This window comes from Bacillus sp. CZDM1, assembly GCF_055502545.1.
In genome coordinates this window covers 198701-218321 of record NZ_JBUESO010000008.1, presented here as the reverse complement: position 1 = coordinate 218321, position 19621 = coordinate 198701, and the positions used below count along the sequence as shown (strand labels likewise).

General features: G+C 37.8%; 22 protein-coding genes. 6 read left to right on the top strand and 16 right to left on the bottom strand.

What is annotated here, in order from left to right:
• Positions 1 to 116 precede the first annotated feature (116 nt).
• Complete coding sequence (locus ACY3XC_RS19145) at positions 117 to 2402, top strand: ATP-dependent helicase (RefSeq protein WP_464869935.1); 2286 nt, start codon at positions 117 to 119, stop codon at positions 2400 to 2402.
• 43 nt (positions 2403 to 2445) lie between these two features.
• Here ACY3XC_RS19145 and spoVIF read toward each other — a convergent pair whose 3' ends face one another.
• From spoVIF to ACY3XC_RS19110, 7 genes are all read right to left on the bottom strand, one after another.
• Positions 2446 to 2700, bottom strand: a complete 255-nt coding sequence (spoVIF, locus tag ACY3XC_RS19140) for a sporulation-specific transcription regulator SpoVIF (RefSeq protein ID WP_095249762.1) — start codon at positions 2698 to 2700, stop codon at positions 2446 to 2448.
• A 186-nt stretch (positions 2701 to 2886) separates the two neighbouring features.
• Entirely contained in the window at positions 2887 to 3003 is a 117-nt protein-coding gene (locus ACY3XC_RS19135) for a YjcZ family sporulation protein (RefSeq protein ID WP_179158343.1), read from the bottom strand.
• Between the two features lie 97 nt (positions 3004 to 3100).
• A complete protein-coding gene (spoVAE, locus tag ACY3XC_RS19130) occupies positions 3101 to 3457 on the bottom strand; it encodes a stage V sporulation protein AE (protein WP_464869933.1) in 357 nt (118 codons plus the stop codon).
• Between the two features lie 5 nt (positions 3458 to 3462).
• Entirely contained in the window at positions 3463 to 4488 is a 1026-nt protein-coding gene (gene spoVAD, locus ACY3XC_RS19125) for a stage V sporulation protein AD (protein ID WP_179158341.1), read from the bottom strand.
• Positions 4489 to 4965 carry a stage V sporulation protein AC gene (gene spoVAC, locus ACY3XC_RS19120; RefSeq protein WP_179158340.1) on the bottom strand — a complete coding sequence of 159 codons (477 nt, stop codon included), beginning with the start codon at positions 4963 to 4965 and terminating at the stop codon, positions 4489 to 4491.
• A gap of 16 nt (positions 4966 to 4981) precedes the next feature.
• Positions 4982 to 5449, bottom strand: coding sequence for a sporulation protein (locus ACY3XC_RS19115; RefSeq protein WP_464869932.1), 468 nt, complete (start codon positions 5447 to 5449; stop codon positions 4982 to 4984).
• A 353-nt stretch (positions 5450 to 5802) separates the two neighbouring features.
• Positions 5803 to 6153, bottom strand: coding sequence for a DUF1360 domain-containing protein (locus ACY3XC_RS19110; protein WP_464869931.1), 351 nt, complete (start codon positions 6151 to 6153; stop codon positions 5803 to 5805).
• A 125-nt stretch (positions 6154 to 6278) separates the two neighbouring features.
• On the opposite strand from ACY3XC_RS19110, the gene ACY3XC_RS19105 reads away from it, so the two are divergent.
• The gene (locus tag ACY3XC_RS19105) at positions 6279 to 6791 is read left to right on the top strand and encodes a CotY/CotZ family spore coat protein (RefSeq protein ID WP_464869930.1); all 513 of its coding nucleotides are present in this window, start codon (positions 6279 to 6281) and stop codon (positions 6789 to 6791) included.
• 49 nt (positions 6792 to 6840) lie between these two features.
• Here the strand turns inward: ACY3XC_RS19105 and ACY3XC_RS19100 are convergent, their stop codons facing one another.
• The 3 genes from ACY3XC_RS19100 to ACY3XC_RS19090 form a co-directional block, all read right to left on the bottom strand.
• Positions 6841 to 7335: a CotO family spore coat protein gene (locus ACY3XC_RS19100; RefSeq protein ID WP_464869929.1), complete on the bottom strand. Its 495-nt coding sequence runs from the start codon at positions 7333 to 7335 to the stop codon at positions 6841 to 6843.
• Between the two features lie 114 nt (positions 7336 to 7449).
• Positions 7450 to 8220 carry an enoyl-ACP reductase FabI gene (gene fabI, locus ACY3XC_RS19095; protein WP_464869928.1) on the bottom strand — a complete coding sequence of 257 codons (771 nt, stop codon included), beginning with the start codon at positions 8218 to 8220 and terminating at the stop codon, positions 7450 to 7452.
• A 112-nt stretch (positions 8221 to 8332) separates the two neighbouring features.
• Complete coding sequence (locus tag ACY3XC_RS19090; RefSeq protein WP_464869927.1) at positions 8333 to 10180, bottom strand: monovalent cation:proton antiporter family protein; 1848 nt, start codon at positions 10178 to 10180, stop codon at positions 8333 to 8335.
• A 72-nt stretch (positions 10181 to 10252) separates the two neighbouring features.
• On the opposite strand from ACY3XC_RS19090, the gene prpE reads away from it, so the two are divergent.
• Complete coding sequence (gene prpE / locus ACY3XC_RS19085) at positions 10253 to 10993, top strand: bis(5'-nucleosyl)-tetraphosphatase PrpE (protein WP_464869926.1); 741 nt, start codon at positions 10253 to 10255, stop codon at positions 10991 to 10993.
• 76 nt (positions 10994 to 11069) lie between these two features.
• Here prpE and ACY3XC_RS19080 read toward each other — a convergent pair whose 3' ends face one another.
• From ACY3XC_RS19080 to ACY3XC_RS19065, 4 genes are read right to left on the bottom strand one after another with little or no spacing between them, the layout of a single operon-like run.
• Positions 11070 to 11969, bottom strand: coding sequence for an RluA family pseudouridine synthase (locus ACY3XC_RS19080; RefSeq protein WP_464869925.1), 900 nt, complete (start codon positions 11967 to 11969; stop codon positions 11070 to 11072).
• 26 nt (positions 11970 to 11995) lie between these two features.
• Positions 11996 to 12796, bottom strand: a complete 801-nt coding sequence (locus ACY3XC_RS19075) for an NAD kinase (RefSeq protein ID WP_179158331.1) — start codon at positions 12794 to 12796, stop codon at positions 11996 to 11998.
• A gap of 39 nt (positions 12797 to 12835) precedes the next feature.
• Complete coding sequence (gene yjbM, locus ACY3XC_RS19070) at positions 12836 to 13474, bottom strand: GTP diphosphokinase (RefSeq protein ID WP_179158330.1); 639 nt, start codon at positions 13472 to 13474, stop codon at positions 12836 to 12838.
• 30 nt (positions 13475 to 13504) lie between these two features.
• The gene (locus ACY3XC_RS19065; protein ID WP_464869924.1) at positions 13505 to 13864 is read right to left on the bottom strand and encodes a UPF0738 family protein; all 360 of its coding nucleotides are present in this window, start codon (positions 13862 to 13864) and stop codon (positions 13505 to 13507) included.
• A 119-nt stretch (positions 13865 to 13983) separates the two neighbouring features.
• Between ACY3XC_RS19065 and ACY3XC_RS19060 the strand changes: the two genes are divergently transcribed.
• Genes ACY3XC_RS19060 through ACY3XC_RS19050 form a run of 3 tightly spaced genes read left to right on the top strand, consistent with a single transcriptional unit; the run spans position 13984 to position 15897 of the window.
• Positions 13984 to 14568 carry a CYTH domain-containing protein gene (locus ACY3XC_RS19060; RefSeq protein ID WP_464869923.1) on the top strand — a complete coding sequence of 195 codons (585 nt, stop codon included), beginning with the start codon at positions 13984 to 13986 and terminating at the stop codon, positions 14566 to 14568.
• A gap of 58 nt (positions 14569 to 14626) precedes the next feature.
• Positions 14627 to 15034, top strand: coding sequence for a globin domain-containing protein (locus ACY3XC_RS19055; protein WP_464869922.1), 408 nt, complete (start codon positions 14627 to 14629; stop codon positions 15032 to 15034).
• Entirely contained in the window at positions 15031 to 15897 is an 867-nt protein-coding gene (locus ACY3XC_RS19050) for a ClpXP adapter SpxH family protein (protein ID WP_464869921.1), read from the top strand. The genes ACY3XC_RS19055 and ACY3XC_RS19050 overlap by 4 nt, the downstream gene beginning before the upstream one ends.
• A 496-nt stretch (positions 15898 to 16393) precedes the next feature.
• Here ACY3XC_RS19050 and pepF read toward each other — a convergent pair whose 3' ends face one another.
• Together pepF and ACY3XC_RS19040 are read right to left on the bottom strand one after the other, a co-directional pair.
• Positions 16394 to 18211 carry an oligoendopeptidase F gene (gene pepF / locus ACY3XC_RS19045; protein ID WP_464869920.1) on the bottom strand — a complete coding sequence of 606 codons (1818 nt, stop codon included), beginning with the start codon at positions 18209 to 18211 and terminating at the stop codon, positions 16394 to 16396.
• A 135-nt stretch (positions 18212 to 18346) separates the two neighbouring features.
• The gene (locus ACY3XC_RS19040; protein ID WP_464869919.1) at positions 18347 to 19540 is read right to left on the bottom strand and encodes a competence protein CoiA; all 1194 of its coding nucleotides are present in this window, start codon (positions 19538 to 19540) and stop codon (positions 18347 to 18349) included.
• Positions 19541 to 19621: the final 81 nt, after the last annotated feature.

Here is a 19621-nt window from a genome sequence, read left to right as displayed (position 1 = left end):
GCTTGCCCTTAAGTGGCAAGTGCTTTTTTCATTTCTTGAATAGACGGACACTTTTCGTTATTTCCTGGTTTTGATATGATAGAGTTTGTCGTATTTTTGAAAAAAGAGGCTAAATAATGAAAACTGCTATGCATCAAAATCAAAGGATTGTTCTTGAACAAGTAGCTAGAGAACAATATCAAATAATATATTTGCAGGGAAAAAACAATGAATTATCCTGCCCTGTATGTAATGAAAAGGTACGTTTATTTCTTGGTATACTGGAAGAACCTTATTTTTATCATATAAAATCTCCGGAACATTCATGCCCAGAACCCGTAATGGAAGAAATGGAACCAATTATGGTAGAGCGGAATGGATTTCGTATCCCCCAAGGAAGAACCATTATTGAAACAACTAAAAGTACCAGCACATTCCGTCCAGCAACAACGATCGAATGCTCACTGCCATTTAAAAAAACGGAAGGTTTAAACCATATTGAACAAGACTCCTATCTAAGAGAGCTGGCAGCAAATGGAGTTATACTTGATAAAAGTCAAGCAGCTGCTGTTATGGAAACTGAAGGCTCATTATTAGTCCTTGCTGGTGCCGGCAGCGGAAAAACACGAGTACTCACAGCGCGTACTGCTTATATGCTAAATGTGGAAAAAATTGACCCGCGTACCATCATGCTCGTCACATTTACCTCAAAAGCTGCTGGCGAAATGAAAAATCGATTGATGTCTTATCCGCAGATTAACAAGGGACAAATAAATAACTTAGTGACAGGCACCTTCCATAGTATTTTTTACCGTATCCTTATGTTTCATGAGGGGAGTAATTGGTCCGGAGAGCGTCTGTTAAAAAAGGAATGGCAGCGCGATAAGATTTTGAAAGAGGCTGGTAAGGAAATCGATTTATCTGAAAAGGAATTTGCCTATGATTTAGCCCTTCAGCAAATTGGCTTTTGGAAGAATTCACTTGTATTTCCTCATGAAGTGAAGCCGCTGACTGATTGGGAAGAAAAAGCTGCCTTCCTTTATAAGAAATATGAGGAATATAAAGCTCAAAAAGGCTTATTTGATTTTGACGACATGTTGATAGGATGCTATCAGCTGCTGAGGTCTAATTCTTCTCTTCTCGACCTATATCAAAATCGCTTTCAGTATTTTCTGATTGATGAATTTCAGGATATTAATAAAGTCCAATATGAACTGATAAAGCTGCTCTCAGGCAAGCATAAAAATGTTTGTGCTGTTGGGGATGACGATCAGGCTATCTATTCCTTCCGAGGCAGTGACCCTAGTTATCTGTTAGAGTTTGAAAAAGACTTTCCTTATGCAAAATTAGTTTCACTTGAGCAAAACTACCGCTCCTCTCATGAAATTGTCTCAACTGCCAATGCGATGATTGCGAAGAATAAAGTTCGAAGAGTAAAGAATATGAAGGCACAATTTGAATTCGGTACCTATCCTATCCTCTTCTTCCCTTTTGATGAGGAAGAAGAAGCAACGATGATTGTAACCGACATCCAAGAGAAAATCGTGCAAGGAGCAAAACCATCTGATTTTGCCGTTTTATATCGGACCAACGCTGGTTCTCGGGCTGTATTTGAACGTTTAGCAAGTTCGAACCTGCCTTTTAAAATTGATTTGGATTCAGAGGCTTTTTATGAACGGCGAATTGTAAAAAGCGTTCTTTCTTTTCTAAAAATAAGCTTAGATGAAGATGACAATCAGGCATTAGCTGATATTTTACCTGCTCTTTTTTTGAGTCAGACTGCCCTTAAGGATTTAAAAGCTGAAAGCATTCTTAAAGATTGTACCTATCTAGAGGCCCTATCACATTTAAAAACAAAACATGCTTTTCAAGAAAAAAAATTAAAAAAGGCCGTACAGCTCATTCGCTCGTTGAAATTTGCCTCCCCACTTAAGTCAATTGAAACGATCGAAAAGGACTTGGGTTTTCTTGACTTTTTGAAAAAACGAGGAAATGAATCGAATCAACAAGATAAAGGCTCTGATGATCTAAAGGATTTAAAAGTTGCAGCAAAAAGCTTTACGAGTATTCAAGCCTTCCTGTCACATGCTGAACATATGTCGGCGATGAACAAGGAAATCAAAAATTTAAGTAAGCATTTTCCTGACGCCATTAGTCTTAGCACCATCCACCGGGCAAAAGGATTAGAATACACAAACGTATATATCATAGGAGCGGTCGATGGCAGCCTGCCGCATGATTACGCATTGGAAAGCTCAAGAAATGGCGACTTTGCAGCACTGGAAGAAGAACGAAGACTTTTTTATGTGGCGATGACACGGGCAAAGCATGAACTTCTTATCTCTGTTCCCCAGAATCGAAGAGGTAAAAAGGCTAACCCTTCCCGTTTCTTAACACCTTTAATGAGAAAAAAGAAAAAATAACGAAAAGACCTGTTTCCACAACATGGAAAGAGGTCTTTTTTAATTATTTCTTATTAATCATTTTTGAAATCGTATTAAAATCAAGTTGTTTTCCATCATTAACGATAGATTGCACAATTTTATCTTCCGTTTCTTTATTTACTGGTTTGTTTGCAATTTGCGAAACTCGGCGGATAACATTGCGAACGGTTTTTTCATCTTTAAAATTTGCATTTTGTAAGGAATTCGCTAATTCTAGAATATCTTTCATATTAACGCCTGTTTTCTTTTCAACATTTTTAAAGAAACCATTATCCATGGTAAAAATCACGCTCCTTCATAGGCTACTGTTATTGTATGAAGAAGGGATAAAAACGTGAAAAAGAATAACAAGAAAAGCGGAAGCGCCTTGTCCAGGGGCTCTGGAGCTAGACACTTAAAAGAAAAAGGCTGGCCAACTGATATGGGCCAACCTCTTCTTTCGATGCTTTGCTTATGCTGTTTTTTAATAAAAGCTAGCACCAACAATGATTAAAAGAATGAATAATACGACGATTAAAACAAAAGTTGAACCGCCGCCATATCCACCACCGTAGCCACAGCCGCCATATCCATAGAACATAAAGTGTCACCTCACTTTGTAAGTCTCACTAATAACATATGAGATAAAGCTTCAAAGTGTACTAGGCGACACGCTGCAGACAACCTCTGAAATTTTCTTACCCCTTTGGTTTAAAGATTAAAGCACCAATAAATCCAAAAATAATTGCCGCTGAGATACCAGAACTGGTAACCTGAAACATGCCAGTTAAAACTCCAATCAGCCCATACTTTTCTGCGTCCTGCAAGGCACCATGGACTAAAGAATTTCCAAAGCTTGTGATAGGGATCGTTGCACCCGCACCAGCAAAATCCATTAGTGGCTCATACAGCCCAAATCCATCTAATATGGCGCCTGCCACTACTAGTAAACTTAGTGTATGACCAGGTGTAAGCTTAGCAACGTCAAATAGAAGCTGTCCGATCACACAAATCAATCCCCCAACCACAAATGCCCAAAAAAACATTGCTAACATGCGTATTACCTTCCCTCTTCATTCATTTCAATGGCCACCGCATGTGCGATACATGGAATCGATTCTTTTTGCTGAAAACTAAGCGGTGACAAAAGTGCCCCAGTTGCAACCACCAATATCCGCTTGTACCTTCCTTTTTGCAACTGGTTTAGTATATGGCCATATAAAACAACAGCTGAACAACCCGCACCGCTCCCCCCAGCTTGAACCGGCTGATCATCCTTATAAAGTAATAGACCACAATCTTGGAATTGTTTCCGTTCTAATTTAAGCCCACTCTTCCCGAGTAGTTCAAAGGCGGTGTCATGTCCAATTCTGCCCAAGTCACCTGTAATAATTAAATCATAGTAAGATGGGTCTAGTTCCATATCGCGAAAATGAGCCATGATGGTATCTGCAGCCGCAGGCGCCATGGCCCCTCCCATATTAAAAGGATCTGACAATCCCATATCGATAACCTTTCCAATCGTTGCCGAGGTGGTAACAGGCAGCTGTTGTCCAGGGCTATTTTGTGTAATCAAGCCAACCCCAGCACCTGTAACCGTCCATTGGGCCGTCGGAGGCTTCTGACCTCCATACTCAGTTGGATAACGAAATTGTTTTTCAGTAGCAGCATTATGGCTTGAGGCTCCAGTTAACACGTTTCTTGCCCCTTGGTAATTGACAACAAAAGATGCTAATGCCAATCCTTCCATAGAAGTCGAGCATGCACCAAAAAGTCCGAAATAAGGAATTTGCATGGTTCTTGCCGCAAAGCTTGTGGGAGTTATTTGATTAATTAAATCTCCAGCAAATAAAAATTCAACTTGTTCTTTCTCTAATTTTGCTTTTGCTAAAGTGGTTCTTACTGCCTCTTCCAATAGAACTCTTTGTGCCTTTTCGTAGGAATCCATCCCCATCCATAAATCCTCATGAAGGATATCAAAGTCATTAGCGAGGTTTCCATTTGCCTCAAAAGGACCTCCGGAAACACCTGTTGCCGCTATCATTGGTCGGTTATTAAAAACCCAAGATTGATGCCCTTTTAACAATTACAAAACCCCCCACATTCCCAGCAGCGTTTTAATTAGCGCAACAACAAACGCAGAGAACACTCCGAATAGAATAACTGAGCCAGCAAGCTTAAACATATTTCCGCCAACACCCAATACAAAGCCTTCTGTTCGGTGCTCGATTGCAGCAGAAATAACTGCATTCCCAAATCCAGTGACAGGCACAGCACTTCCGGCGCCAGCATACTGTCCAAGGCGATCATAGACACCAAATCCGGTTAGCAGCATTGACAAGAAAACCATTGTTGCTACTGTCGGATTACCAACATTCTGTTCTGTGAAATGGAAAAAGTATATGTAAAAATAACTTATTGCTTGCCCCACAGCACAAATTAATCCACCTACCCAAAACGCCTTTATACAATTTTTTAGGACAGGTCTTTTAAGCTCATGCTTCTGCTGAAGCTGCTGATATTTTTGTTGCTGGGGCGTCATATTTTTCTGCTTGCTCGCCATTGATATTCATCCCTTCTTACTTCATATCTGATGACATTTTAACAATCTCGTTAAAACGTTTTTCCGCCTGCTTATCAGAAAGGCTTCCATTATTCTTCCTCTCAACTAGGCGCACAGCTTCTAAAAATATCTTATAGTCACTCGACACTGTGAAATTTTCCTTCGGATATTTTTTTTCTAGGGTTTTGTTTAAATCCTTTTCAATTTCTTTCATATTGAATCGTTGCATATGTTTCACTTTATATACAACAAGTGTATCCTTTTTCCCTTTTACAACTGCAACATCATAAATCTCATCGAAACTTTCTACTTCCTTCTCAATTTTTTCTACTTTGTCCTGGCCCTTATTTTTCTCTGTAACAGTTGGGTTAGGATTGACCGTTTTCATGAGAGCCAGTTGGCTATCCTTCTCATTTGGCCCCTGACTACAAGAGCTCATTAAAAATATAGATACAAATAACATTAGCCGAATTATGTAGACCATTTATTTTCCTTCCCTTATCCGAATTATAGAAACACCACTCCAATATAGTTTTTTCGAAGTTAACAAAAATTATGACTTGATTGCGGTAACTTTTGTTTTTTAGCTTCTAGAGGGCAAAAAAAAACTGCCATTATATTCTGGCAGTTAACAGTTATCTTTGAGTTTTTTTACCGCAGCCGCAGCCTTTTTTCTTAGAAGTCGTTTTCTTCGTTTGAGTAGTTTTTGTTGATTGCGTTTTCTTATTATCTCTATTCACCCTATTACCACTCCCATATCGTTATTTCTACTACTAATAAGATATGTTAGAAAGATATAACTTGTCTCGGGCGTACAACCATTTTAGCTTATTTCTCTTATATCCAAAGCTGAACAACAGATTCTATAATTGCCGCCAAACCCGCAACTGCAAAAACGACAATAATGGGTACAAATATGGACGGTAGAAAGAGGTATCCAGTTATAACTGCTGCTGAAATCCACACGCCCGTACACCAATAACAGCTTAACAGCTCTCCAATAAATTTTTTAATGGGTGTACTCTTCGGAAGATAATACAACTCTACAATACCATCTTCGTTTTCTTCTTCAATTTCATCAAAAAACGGCTTCCTTAGAAATTCAGTAATTTTGTCAAAAACAATAAGCCTAGTTAATCGGAAACAGGCTAATCCCAATATAATAAAAGTTAAAAGATCAATGTTCATTTTTTCTATCCTTTCCATTTAATCAGCCTAATTTTAGTCAAAAAGGCGTTTGTCCGTTACCCAATTGGTCCTTTTTAAATATGTTAGTAGTGTAAGATATATATATCGGATAGGAGGAGTAATTAATGGGTTGTGGCAGAAATAGTGACTCACGGAGCAGCAATGGCTGTGTATGTGATGTTGTTCGTGCTATAAAAGACATCCAGGATAATGCTGTACTAGATGATGATTGTGTAGATTGTCCAAGTTGTTTCTTAGAACCGCTTGGTTCATTGGTGTCGCCAGCAAGAAGAGATCGTGCTGATACTCGTGTATTTGTATTAAAAAACGCTGATGGTTCACCATTCCACGCGTTCTTTAGCCCCGAAGGCAATGCTTGCGTTTCAATTTTCTTCCGCGTAGAAGATGTATTTGATAATTGTTGTGCAACACTTCGTGTTCTCATTCCAGGGCGTAGAGAAGGCGGGAACTTTATCCCAATTAACCTAGTTGCCGGCGGAGACAGATGCTGTATTAACCTTGAAAGAGTCTGTCAAGTGGATCGCTTCCGTGCAAGCAATGACTGTATAACAGTTGATTTAAATTGTTTCTGTGCAATACAATGTATTGCTGATGTAGACCTTGGTCTATGTGACTAATTCTTTGTAATAAAATGAGCCAGTCGATAACCCGGCTGGCTTTTTTTGTTTACCTCTTTATGCCTATCATCAAGACATCTTTTAAATTTTTTAAAGATATAGTCTCAGTTGTTTGATTTGGAAAGCGAATCGTTACATCCTGTTCATTGTATGCAACTAAATATCCTTGTAAATTTTTTTCTTCGGTATAAAAGACGCAAGGAACTGACGGTAATGCTTTAGGGAAGTTTTCTAGGTATTCTAACCGCTCCATAAGGTCCATTTCTCTAAAGCCTTTTACTTTGTTAAATGTACGGGGTTTTTCTTTTTGAATATTGTGGTCCTGTTTCACTTCTTTTTCTTTTGGCTCTTTAGGTATTTCTGTCTTAGCCAGTGAAACCTCAAAGAACTTTTTCTTGTTGCTTTCTTCCTCAAGCTCTGGTTCTTCAATTGGCAGCTGAACCTCCTGCCTGTTTGTAAAAACTTCCTGCATATTTTTTACAGGTGTATCTAGAAAAGTCTGTGAGACGTAAAGTAACGGTCCACGCTTTGTCTTTTTCTCCATCCAATTCACCTCCATTTACCTAGCCCTACACTCTATATGTATGCAGTTTGCCTATACTCGTTCTTAAAAAATATACATAGAAAAGCCCGCTAATTAAATTAGCGGGCATTACAATTATAAAATGTGGAAACCTGAGTCAACGTGTATATTTTCTCCTGTTATCCCTCTTGAAAGATCACTAAAAAGGAATAAAGCAGTATCGCCAACTTCTTCAGTTGTTGTGGCTCTTCTTAGCGGAGCTCTTTCTTCGACAACTCTTGTAATTTCGTTAAAATCGCCTACACCTTTAGCTGATAACGTTCGAATTGGACCAGCTGAGACTGAATTCACACGAATTCCATCTTTCCCTAAATCAGCTGCAAGATAGCGAACGCTGGCATCTAGAGAAGCTTTAGCTACACCCATAACATTATAGTTTGGTAATGCACGCTCTCCTCCAAGGTATGTTAAGGTAACAATACTGCCGCCTTCTGCCATTAACCCTCTTGCTTCCTTAGCCACAGCAGTTAAAGAATAGGAACTGATATTATGCGCTAATAAGAAACCTTCTCTTGTAGTATTTAAATATTCGCCTTTTAGCTCTTCTTTGTTCGCAAAAGCAATACAATGTGCAACTCCATGTATCGTCCCTACTGTTTCTTTAATTGCAGCAAAGCATTTCGCTACTTCTTCATCATTTGTTACATCACATGGAAGAACTAAGGTCCCTTCCGCTTCTAACGATTCCGCTAGTTCTCGGACATTCCCTTCAAGTCTTTCCCCTGCATAAGTAAAAACTAACCGTGCGCCAGCATTATGAAGCGAACGTGCAATTCCCCATGCGATACTACGTTTATTTGCTACCCCCATTACTACATATGTTTTTCCAGTTAAAGAAAGATTCATATAGAAAAAGTCCTCCCACTCCATGCATTATATTAGTTACTAGTACTTGGTACTAAGTTTACACTATTTACGAACAAATGAAAAGTATCAGCTTTCATAAGGCTATTCATCCTTAGAATTCTAATTCCCTCTTTAGCTCATCAACATACTCTTTTGACCCAGTCACAATTAAACGATCATTTAAGAGCAACTCAGTATCACCATGGGGTACAATAGAGTCCTTCCCCCGAAATATTCGAACAAAAATAACATCACCAGTAAATGGGAACCTCCTTAGAGTCATCCCGTCGTACTGTTCATTTTGCATTCTAATTTCAAATAGTGAGGTTTCTTGATTGGTTAAAATGTTCATTACACTTGGTGCTTCAATTAATGCCCGCAACAATGTTTTTGTTGACATAAAGGATGAGAAAACTTCAATTTCATTTTCTCTCAGACTTTGCTCAAATTCGGGACTTTCAATTCGAGCAATTACCCTGGAAACACCCATTTCCTTAGCCTTCAAAGCCAAATTAGCATTTGTCTGATCCTGGCCTGTAGAAATGACGACAATTTCCGTTTGAAAAATCATATTCTTTTCAATTGTCTCCAAAGAATAATCAAAAATCTCAACGATATCAAATAATGAATTAGAGATTAGTTTATCTGATTTCTCCATTTTTGTATGATATAGAGTTGGTTCATATAAACCTGATTTTAGTTCCCTTGAAACAGGTAGTGTAACTTGGTTTGCACCTAAAAATGCAATCCTTACCTTTGGGTCTGCAGCCACTTCTTTTGGGAACAATTTCTTAAAGGCTATTGGCGTAAAAATGGAGGTGATAACGGCAACGAGAATAAGGGTTCCACTCATCTCCGGTGTAATGACCTTCATACGCTCTCCAATCGTTGCTGCAGCTATTACTAAGGAGAGAGTGGATGTAAGTAAAAAACCCGAAGCAAGTACAGTCTTTGTATCGTACCAGATTTTCAGTAAATAAACCGGGACAAGCTTTGAAAGTAAAAGTCCCAATAATAATAATGGAATTAATAGCAATAGTTTTTTATTCGCAAAGAGTGACCATATATCTAACTCAACCCCAACCATTACAAAAAAGATTGGTATTAAGAATCCATAGCCGAAGGAATCTAGTTTATGGACTAGCTCCTGATTTGGAGAAAGGAGAGAGACAAGTACCCCTGCTAGGAAAGCTCCTAAAATGTTCTCTGCCCCAACAGTCTCTGAAAGTCCCACTAATACGATTATGAGCGTAAATACAGCACGGGTGCCGATTTGTACAGTCCCTTTTGACATTGATTCAAGCAAGGGACGATTTTTGAAACGTTTACCAACAAAATACAAAACAACACCAGCAGCAAACAATATAAGCAGAAGCCATGTATTCCCCTGACCTGGGTCATAAATAGACACAAAAATGGCCAAAAGGATCATGGTAACTAAATCAGCCACGACTGCAACTAACAAAATGATTTGTCCAATGTTTGATTTCATTAGATGTGCTTCTTTTAATGTGGGTACAACGACACCTAGAGATATGGTTGATATAATAAGTGTCATTAAAAAGGCATTGTCTATAAAACCTGCAAATACGAACAAATAGGACAAAACAAGTGAAAAAATAAATATGCCAATAAAGATGATAGCTGAGACCAAGAAAGTGTTCGGTTCCTTTTTACCATTTGGCAGTGTATTTTGTTTCTTCCCTCCTGTGAAGGCAGTAAAATCAATTTCTAATCCACTAAGAAACATGAGGAAAATAAAGCCAAGTGTCGAGAGCGTTGATAACCACATATCTTCATGAACTACATTGAAGCCGCTTTTCCCAATCACAAGTCCCATAATAATTTCTGCAACTACAACGGGGATATAATTTAATTTTAATCGGTGCAGTATAATGGGGGTTACAAAAGCAACCGTCACTACCACCAGTAAAGATATTACAGAAGCATGCTGTTCCATAAATGGCCTCCTTCATTTCTATTTATAAAAATCACTAAACAAACCAAAAATAAATATAAGGGGGAATATTCCATGAAAATTGATATCATTGGAGATATACATGGCTGTTTGCCAGAATTTGAAGCATTAACTAAGAAATTGGGTTACCACTGGAGTGATGGAATCCCGTCTCATCCCGAAAACAGACAGTTAGGTTTTGTTGGCGATTTAACGGATCGCGGTCCCTCTTCTCTGAAGGTTGCCGAAATAGTATGGCGACTTGTAAAAGAGCAGAAAAGGGCATTTTACACACCCGGAAACCATTGTAATAAACTATATCGTTACTTTCTAGGGAACAAAGTTCAAGAAACCCACGGACTCGAAACAACCGCAGCAGAATTCAAATCACTGCCACGAAAAGAACAGCAATCCATTAAAAGGAAATTCATTGAACTTTATGATACATCGCCTCTTCACTTAGTATTAGATGAAAATAAGCTAGTTATTGCACACGCTGGGATAAAAGAAGAATTTATCGGTAAAACAAACTCTAAAGTGAAGACGTTTGTCCTTTATGGTGATATTACTGGTGAAAAACACCCTGATGGTTCTCCTGTAAGAAGAGATTGGGCTAAACAGTATGCTGGTACATCTATAATCGTTTATGGTCACACACCCGTAAGAGAACCAAGAGTTATTAATAATACCTATAATATTGATACTGGAGCTGTTTTTGGCGGTAAATTAACTGCCCTTCGGTACCCAGAGTTGGAAATAGTTTCTGTAGATTCTACTATGCCATACATAGAAGAAAAATTTAAAGACTTTGCTTAAAAATAGGGTAAATTATCCTATCAGCATCGACAAATTTCCTAGGAAATCACCAAAAAGCGCAAAAAGGCTGACTTTTTTAGGAGTCAGCCTTTACTAATTCATACATATCTAATGGAAGGTTTGACGTGAAATTCATATCCTTGCCACTAAATGGATGAGGGAAATGAATCTTTTTACAATGTAGTGCCTGCCGATAAATGAGCGTTTGAATCCCCCCGTATAGGTCATCTCCTAATAAAGGGTGCCCAATAAAAGACATGTGAACCCTAATTTGATGTGTCCGCCCAGTCTTTAGCTGTAATTCAACGTGTGTAAACTCTTTATACCTTTTAAGTACCTTGTAATGGGTGCATGAATATTGCCCGTCACTCCGTACCTCTCTTTCAATAATACTGTCTAGCTTTCTTCCAATCGGCTCCTCGATTGAACCTTTTTCGAGTGCAAGATTACCCTCAGCAAGTGCTTCATAGGTTCTTTTTATATTACCATTTTGCTGTTGTTTGCTAAGTAGATGATGAACATGCCGATGCTTTGCAATTAAGACTATCCCGGAAGTATCTCGGTCCAAACGGGTGACAATATGAGAGGTAGCTCTAATTCCAATTTCTTCATAGTAACCTACCAAAGCGTTTGCAAGGCTTCCTGTGGGGTGTTCTCTCGATGGAATGGTGCTCATACCAGCAGGTTTGTTAACAACCAGTAAATATTGGTCTTCAAAAAGAATCTCCAATGGTATTTTTTCCCCTGCTGCTCCTTCACTTGGGTTCTCAGGAGGAAAAATAACGGTTAAGAATTCACCCTCTTTTAATATATAGCGAACATTCACTTCAATGTCATTCACCAGAATTTTCCCGCCATTATATTTTATATCCGTTAGAGCAATTCGAGATATCTCTTCTTCTTTCAAGAATTCCCTAATCATTCGGCCTGCTTGCTGTTTACTCACTTCCCACTGAAGTTGAAAACCTGATATCATGATGTTATTTCCTCCAGCTAATAGGATTAATCGGAATCCGATATAAATGAATCATGGACCCTCTTCCAAAAAGGAAATGGACGAAACCGAGCAAAGCGAATTTTTTCATCTGGCACCCTAAATTGAATAGATTTTACATCCTTATGAAGTAAAGTAAGATGATCAACCGTTACTTGGAAATCCACCCTATTAACCGGTTTCAGCATACAAGTATGATGGGATGGCAGGATTAGCGGTGATCCAACCGTTCGAAACACGCGATTATTTATTGAAGCCATCTCTGCAACCTGTAATGCCGATATCGATGGATGGATAATAGCGCCTCCAAGTGCTTTATTATAAGCCGTACTGCCAGATGGTGTCGAAACACATAAACCATCACCTCGAAACCGTTCAAAGTGCTGGCCGCGTATTTCCACATCCATAACCAATGTCCCTTCAACACTTTTGACAGTTGATTCATTTAGGGCAAGATATCTGGATTCTTTACCTGCATGCTGGTAACGGATGATTACTTCAATTAACGGATATTCAACAACCTGATATGGTGTTTTGGCAATCGCAATGACAAGCTTCTCAATTTCATCAGGTGTCCAGTCTGCATAAAAACCCAGATGGCCAGTATGAATCCCCACGAAAGCGGTCTTATCCAAGCGGCTGCTGTAGCGGTGAAAAGCATATAGAAGTGTCCCGTCACCCCCTATTGAGACGACAATATCTGGCTGGTCCTCGTCGTAAACAAGATCAAAGTCAAGTAAATACGTTCTCATCTTGTGCATTAAGATATTCGACTTTTGATCTCCTTTGGATGTAATGGCAAATTTCATCATCGTATACTCCTTGTACTGAGATTTACAAAAGCTTTATCAGCTTTTCTCCTCTTGTTTAAACTCTTTATTTCTAGTGAAAAACGCTTGTGCCTCTTGGATTTCACCACGAATTAATGACATTTCTTCATCTAATCTAAATGCTGCTTCCGCAGCTCGCTGCAGCCTCATTTGAATATCAGTTGGGAAAATCCCTTTATATTTATAACTTAAAGTGTGTTCAATTGTTGCCCAAAAGTTCATCGCAAGTGTTCTTATTTGTATTTCAGCAAGAATCCTTTTTTCTCCATGAATCGTTTGGACAGGATACATGATAACTACATGGTAAGAGCGATATCCACTGGTCTTTTTGTGTGAAATATAATCCCTTTCCTCAACAATTTGAAGATCATTTCGATTTCTTAATAAGCTAACAACATGATGAATGTCGTCCACAAATTGACACATGATTCTCATTCCAGCAATATCCTGCATTTCTTCTTCCAATCTATCTAGTGGAATACCTTTTTGATTTGCTTTATCAAGGATACTTGCAATTGGCTTAACTCTCCCCGTCACAAATTCAATAGGTGAATGGCTGGAATCTAGCTCAAATTGTCCTCTCATCCCTTTTAATTTTATTTTCAGCTCTGACACTGCCTGTTTATATGGAGCTAAAAACTGGTCCCAATGCTTCATCATTCCACCCCAATGACAACTATTATATGTTTAAAAAATCTCTTCTACTTTTGTGACCATTTCTGCACCATAATTACTATTGCCTCTTATGTTGTTTATTAGTTCAGTTAATTCCTCATAGAAATTAGTTAATTCCAATTGTTCATCCTCAAAAAGAATCCACACGGGAATCGGTTGTTCCAATACTTTTTTTAACAATGGCCAAATTGGTTCTTTCATGTCGATATATGTATAACCCTCTTGATTTTCCATTAAATAAACAAAAGAAAATTCTTTAGAATCAACAAGAATTTGTTCTGCAGGGCTTAACCCACTAATGGACTCACTTGCTTGTAAATATAACTTACTATCCGAAAAGTTTGCTTTATTAATCGTTATTCTTTTATTCATCCTTTTTACCTCCACTATTCACTCCCTTATTTTAGCATAATCTATCCATTTCTCCCAAGATTGCGGTTTATCTTAAAGCTAAGATACAATAAATATATGTTAGGAAAGGAATGGACCTGATGTCAGAGATAATCGAAATTGAATTTAAGAATTTACTTACAAAAGTCGAATATGAAAATCTTCTTAAGACATTTAATGTTGAGGGAAAAGATATTGTCAAGCAATCAAACCATTACTTTGACACACCTGATTTTGCATTAAAGAATTTAGGTTCTGCCTTAAGAATCAGAGAAAAGAATAATCGCTTTGAATTAACGTTAAAACAACCGGCTGCTGTTGGACTTTTAGAAACTACACAACAGTTATCAACAGTTGAGTTCAAGGCCGCCACTCAACACCAGATATTCCCTAAGGGAATCGTTCAAGAACGAATAGAACAATTAAAAATAGCTTTTAATACAATTGTATATTTTGGATCTCTCACAACCAAAAGGGCTGAATTCCCCTACAAAGAGGGTTTACTTGTATTGGATCATAGCTTTTATTTAAAAAAAGAAGACTATGAGGTTGAATATGAAGTGGAAGATTTTCAAACTGGGCAACTTGTATTCCAAGAACTACTCAAGCAATATGATATACCTATACGAAAAACTCAAAATAAGATTGCTCGGTTTTACCAGCAAAATTATAAGCGGTTTATTTGAGATATGAAATTGGCATTGATAAAATAAAGATACAAACATATTTAAAGGAGTTGTCAACATGAATGAGAAAAAGCCTACTCCATATGAGGCCCTTGGCGAAGATACTTTACATCGCCTCGTGGATACTTTTTATGGTCTAGTTGCACAACATCCTGATCTTGCTCCAATCTTTCCAAATGATTTTTCAGAAATTGCCCGAAAACAAAAGCAATTTCTAACACAATATTTGGGAGGACCACCTTTGTATACAGAGGAGCATGGTCATCCGATGATGCGTGCACGACATTTGCCTTTTCCCATTACTCCTGCTCGTGCAAAAGCATGGCTTTCATGCATGGCCCAAGCGATGGACAAGACTGGTTTAGAGGGTCCTTTCAGGGATGATTTTTATTCTAGGCTCTATCTTACTGCTCAGCACATGATTAATAAGCCTGATGACAGTGAGATACCGGGTGAAAATTCGTGAGTAATCCCGGGTTCACTTCAAAGCCAAACTCCTACAGTTATGACAAGAAGCCGCTTGAAATATATATGTTCATTGATCCTTTATGCCCAGAGTGTTGGGCACTTGAGCCTATCTTAAAAAAATTGCACATTGAATATGGCAGATATTTTTCCATAAAACATGTTTTAAGTGGTCGTATTGCAAATTTAAATGTCAGCAAAAAGAAAAATCATGAAGTAATTGCGGAATTATGGGAAAAGACAGCAAGCAGGTCAGGGATGTCCTGTGATGGAAGCCTTTGGTTAGAAAATCCAGTCGCTTCCCCTTATATAGCATCAGTGGCAATAAAGGCAGCTGAGCTGCAGGGCAGACGAGCGGGTATACGGTTTCTTCGCAAGCTGCAAGAAAAACTTTTTATTGATAAACAAAACATCTCCCATATCGAAGTGTTAACATCCTGTGCTAAAAATGCAGGATTAGATGTAGAGGAGTTCATATCTGATTTTCATTCTGAAAGTGCGGCTAAAGCATTCCAGTGTGACTTAAAAATCACCACCGAGATGGAGGTACAAGAAATACCGACGCTGGTATTTTTTAACGAGAATGCCGAGGATGAAGGTATTAAAATTACTGGGCCATACCCGTATGAAGTCTATGTGCAAATTCTTGAAGAAATGCTCTCTGAAGAGCCTGAAAAAAATCAGCCGCCCCCTATAGAGAAATTTCTAGAGTATTTTAAACTAGTAGCTTCTAAAGAAATCGCAGTAGTTTATAATATGACAATCACTCAAGTAGAGCGGGAAATGAAACAACTGCTTTTACTTCAAAAGGTAGAACAGCTTCCAGCAAAGTATGGGACATTTTGGCGGTATGTTGAAGACTAATTCAATCGCAGTGCCTTCACGAATGTGAAAAGACCTTGCAGCCAAACTGCAAGGTCTTTTTCTATTTATACGAACAAAGGGGATGGGAGAAATTTTTCACGGTCAAACAAAGGGGTATATGTTTGTTGTGACTAACTTCACGTATAGAATATACCATGTGGCAGAACCCATTGACAATGTGATTGTGTGTTATTTCACATAATTGTCAAAATCATATTAACTTAAATTGGACAATAAACTATAACTAGGTGTTGAAATACGAGTTTCCCAAAAAGGTGGAATACATTATGAAAAACTTGCCTGTTATCCTCATGATTCTCTTTATTTTTTGTGGATTTTCCCTTCACATTTTAGCCTTAATGAAGGTATTCCCATTATTAATTAGCATTCCGCTATTTTTCATTGGGATCTTTACTCTTCTTTTCTATTTGAATGACAGAAAAAGATTTAGAGGTTTTTAAAGGGATGGTACTCTTTGGTACCATCCCTTTCCCCATTAAGATAATAACTGCTCTAATTCATTTAATTTCTCTTCAAATACTTTACAAGCATCTTTGATTGGGTCAGCGCTAGTCATATCTACACCGGCTTTCTTAAGAACTTCAATTGGGTAGTCAGAGCTTCCAGAACTTAAGAAATCGATATAGCGTTTAACAGCAGGCTCACCTTCCTCTAATATTTGCTTACTTAATGCAGTAGCTGCACTAAACCCGGTAGCATATTGATATACATAATAATTGTAATAGAAATGAGGAATTCTAGCCCATTCTAAGCCGATTTCTTCGTCAATCACAATATCCTCTTCACCAAAATACTTCTTATTTAATGCATAATATTCACTCGTTAATAAATCTGCTGTCAGCGCCTCATTATTTTGAGCTTTTTGATGGATTAAGTGCTCATACTCCGCAAACATGGTTTGACGGAATACAGTGCCTCTAAATCCTTCTAAATAATGATTTAATAAATATATTCTTTTTTGTTCCTCATCAATCGTTTTCAATAAGTAATCATTTAAAAGTGCTTCATTACAGGTTGAAGCTACCTCAGCAACAAAAATAGAATAGTTTCCATACGGGTATGGCTGATTCTTTCTTGTATAGTAGCTGTGAACGGAATGGCCAAATTCATGCGCCAATGTAAATAAGTTATTCACATTATCCTGCCAATTCATTAGAATATATGGATTGGTGCCATAAGCTCCAGAAGAATAAGCTCCGCTGCGCTTTCCTTTATTCTCATGAACATCTACCCAGCGGTTTTCAAATCCTTCTTTTAAGATTTGAGAATACTCCTCCCCTAATGGAGCAAGCCCTTTTACAACTAGCTCTTCTGCCTGTTTGTAAGGGATCTCCATTTTAACGTCTTTTACCAGAGGTGTATATAAATCGTACATATGCAATTCGTTAACACCTAATACTTTTTTCCGTAGTTTAACGTAGCGATGCAATAAATGTAAATTATCGTTTATGGTGTTAACTAAATTATCATAGACGCTTTCTGGAATATTATTGGCTGAAAGTGCCGCATGTCTTGCAGAGTCATATTTTCTGATTCTAGCATTAAAATTATCCTTTTTCACATTGCCGCTAATCGTGCTGGCAAAGGTATTTCGGAATTTTCCATAAGTTTCGTAAACGGCTTTAAAGGCGTCTCGACGGACACTTTGATTTCCACTTTCAAGGAACCGGATGTAACGTCCATGAGTAATTTCAACCTCTTCACCATTATCATCTTTAACAGAAGGGAATTTTAAATCAGCGTTATTTAACATCCCGAAGGTATTACTAGATGCATCCATCACTTCACTTGCTTCTGCTAACAAGGCTTCCTGCTCGGCAGACAAAACATGTGGTCTTTGAAGGTTAATTTCCTCAATAGAATGCTCATAAAGTTTTAATTCAGCTTTCTCATTTAAAAATCCATGCACCTTACTTTCTTCAAGTGCGAGAATTTCAGGGACAATGAATGCTAATTGACTACCGGCTTGTGAGTAAAGGTTTTTCATTCTGTCATCTAATCCCTGGTAAAAGGAATTGGTCGTATCCTGGTCATAGCGCATATGGGCGTATGTATAAAGCTTGCCAATTCTCTCTAGAAGCTTATCTTGAAATTGAAGGGCATTATATAGTGTATCAGCACTCTCTCCAAGTTTCCCTTCGAACTCCTTAATCCCAGAAATCTGGTTCTTAACTTCTTGAAACTCTTGTTCCCATACTTTGTCACTTGAAAAGATATCTTCTAATTTCCATGTATCTTCAACAGGTATTTCGCTTCTTGCAGGCAATGCTTTTACTGCAGTTTCATTTGCCATATTTCTTCCTCCATTCAATTTTCTTCGGATTACGAAAAGAAATTTACCCTTTTTAATATTCTCCTTTATTCATGCGATTTCCTTTAATATAAATAAGATTTACCCATTATATTATGCCCTAAAGTACTATTTCATTTATGTTTTTGCCAGGATGGTCTTATTTTTTTGCAAAAATTCGCTCCTTCGTTCTTCCTTTTCCCGATTTGATTTGGGGATGTAAATCCTATTTTGTAGTTGATACGTCGTTTCGTTTCTTTTAATGACGACTCCAAGTCTCTCTAGTATATTAAAATACTCTTTGACCGCTAAAAAGAATGTTTCTCTTGGAATCTGAGGCAATTCCCTTAACACGATCTCCTTGTTTTTAATTCTATCGTTAAAATTTCTTTCAACCTCTTTCAGATTAATAAGATCATTGGGTGATTTGTCCAAGGCGTCTAAAAACAAATAGGTTTGCCAGACAATTGCAGGTGTTTGAATTAGAAGAGAATGATTAACAGGTAAACCGATTTCTGGGGGCAGCAAATATAAGTTGAGGTTATGAAGATAAATCTCGCGAAGAAAACGACTTTGGTCGGGGCTAGGATGAAGTGACCAATTCACAGTAGATCTCTCATTTTCAATTATCCATTTCAAGAATCTTGGGTAAGCTATCCAGCTGGGTGTTAAAATCTCTTCAATTCCGGCATTTTGGATAGAAAAATGGAGGGAATTTGCGATTGTATTTTTGATCGAATAAGGAAGAATTGAACTGAGGATTTGAAACTGTTTTTCTTCGGGGCAATAAGAAGGAAGTATCACCTGTCTGCCCTTAGTTTCTCTTAAAAAGAAATATTGGAATTTTGATAAAGAGAAAATATTACTCCTTTTTTGTTTTATATGCTTACTGCCTATAATCCAAAGGGGGATATAATTTTGTTGATAGTAGGAATCCGTTCGTTTGATAAATATTTCTTCCGTTATGGGTGAACATTGATATTCCAATGCATATTTGTTTCCATCATAATGGAACATGATATCCGGGCGCTGCCCGATGATCGGGTCAAAATATTCTAATTCTGCAGTGATTTGCTGACCTTTAAGCCATTGGTATAGCTGGAGCTTTCCTTCCATATGATAAATCGTTTCACTTTCATAGATATCCCTGCAAACCGTACCGCTTCGATGAGAAAAATGGTAAATTCGTTGATTGCCTAATTTAAGAGAAACTGCTTCTCCACAGACTGGACAAAAAAACTTCTCCGTGTTCCGAAGAGACATAAGATACTCCTTCCTATAATTATTACCTAAACTAAATGTTGTTCCTGAACTTGTTTTAGCATTTAACAAATAATTTCAACCTCCTTCTGTTTCTTACATTCGTTGAATCTTACAAAAAATCCTGTTTTAATCAAAAAGAAAACTCGCCAA

Coding starts and splice junctions, on each gene's coding strand:
- ACY3XC_RS19145 (WP_464869935.1), top strand. CDS start 117: ATGAAAACTGCTATGCATCAAAATCAAAGGATTGTTCTTGAACAAGTA.
- spoVIF (WP_095249762.1), bottom strand. CDS start 2,700: ATGGATAATGGTTTCTTTAAAAATGTTGAAAAGAAAACAGGCGTTAAT.
- ACY3XC_RS19135 (WP_179158343.1), bottom strand. CDS start 3,003: ATGTTCTATGGATATGGCGGCTGTGGCTACGGTGGTGGATATGGCGGC.
- spoVAE (WP_464869933.1), bottom strand. CDS start 3,457: ATGTTAGCAATGTTTTTTTGGGCATTTGTGGTTGGGGGATTGATTTGT.
- spoVAC (WP_179158340.1), bottom strand. CDS start 4,965: ATGGCGAGCAAGCAGAAAAATATGACGCCCCAGCAACAAAAATATCAG.
- ACY3XC_RS19115 (WP_464869932.1), bottom strand. CDS start 5,449: ATGGTCTACATAATTCGGCTAATGTTATTTGTATCTATATTTTTAATG.
- ACY3XC_RS19110 (WP_464869931.1), bottom strand. CDS start 6,153: ATGAACATTGATCTTTTAACTTTTATTATATTGGGATTAGCCTGTTTC.
- ACY3XC_RS19105 (WP_464869930.1), top strand. CDS start 6,279: ATGGGTTGTGGCAGAAATAGTGACTCACGGAGCAGCAATGGCTGTGTA.
- ACY3XC_RS19100 (WP_464869929.1), bottom strand. CDS start 7,335: ATGGAGAAAAAGACAAAGCGTGGACCGTTACTTTACGTCTCACAGACT.
- fabI (WP_464869928.1), bottom strand. CDS start 8,220: ATGAATCTTTCTTTAACTGGAAAAACATATGTAGTAATGGGGGTAGCA.
- ACY3XC_RS19090 (WP_464869927.1), bottom strand. CDS start 10,180: ATGGAACAGCATGCTTCTGTAATATCTTTACTGGTGGTAGTGACGGTT.
- prpE (WP_464869926.1), top strand. CDS start 10,253: ATGAAAATTGATATCATTGGAGATATACATGGCTGTTTGCCAGAATTT.
- ACY3XC_RS19080 (WP_464869925.1), bottom strand. CDS start 11,969: ATGATATCAGGTTTTCAACTTCAGTGGGAAGTGAGTAAACAGCAAGCA.
- ACY3XC_RS19075 (WP_179158331.1), bottom strand. CDS start 12,796: ATGAAATTTGCCATTACATCCAAAGGAGATCAAAAGTCGAATATCTTA.
- yjbM (WP_179158330.1), bottom strand. CDS start 13,474: ATGAAGCATTGGGACCAGTTTTTAGCTCCATATAAACAGGCAGTGTCA.
- ACY3XC_RS19065 (WP_464869924.1), bottom strand. CDS start 13,864: ATGAATAAAAGAATAACGATTAATAAAGCAAACTTTTCGGATAGTAAG.
- ACY3XC_RS19060 (WP_464869923.1), top strand. CDS start 13,984: ATGTCAGAGATAATCGAAATTGAATTTAAGAATTTACTTACAAAAGTC.
- ACY3XC_RS19055 (WP_464869922.1), top strand. CDS start 14,627: ATGAATGAGAAAAAGCCTACTCCATATGAGGCCCTTGGCGAAGATACT.
- pepF (WP_464869920.1), bottom strand. CDS start 18,211: ATGGCAAATGAAACTGCAGTAAAAGCATTGCCTGCAAGAAGCGAAATA.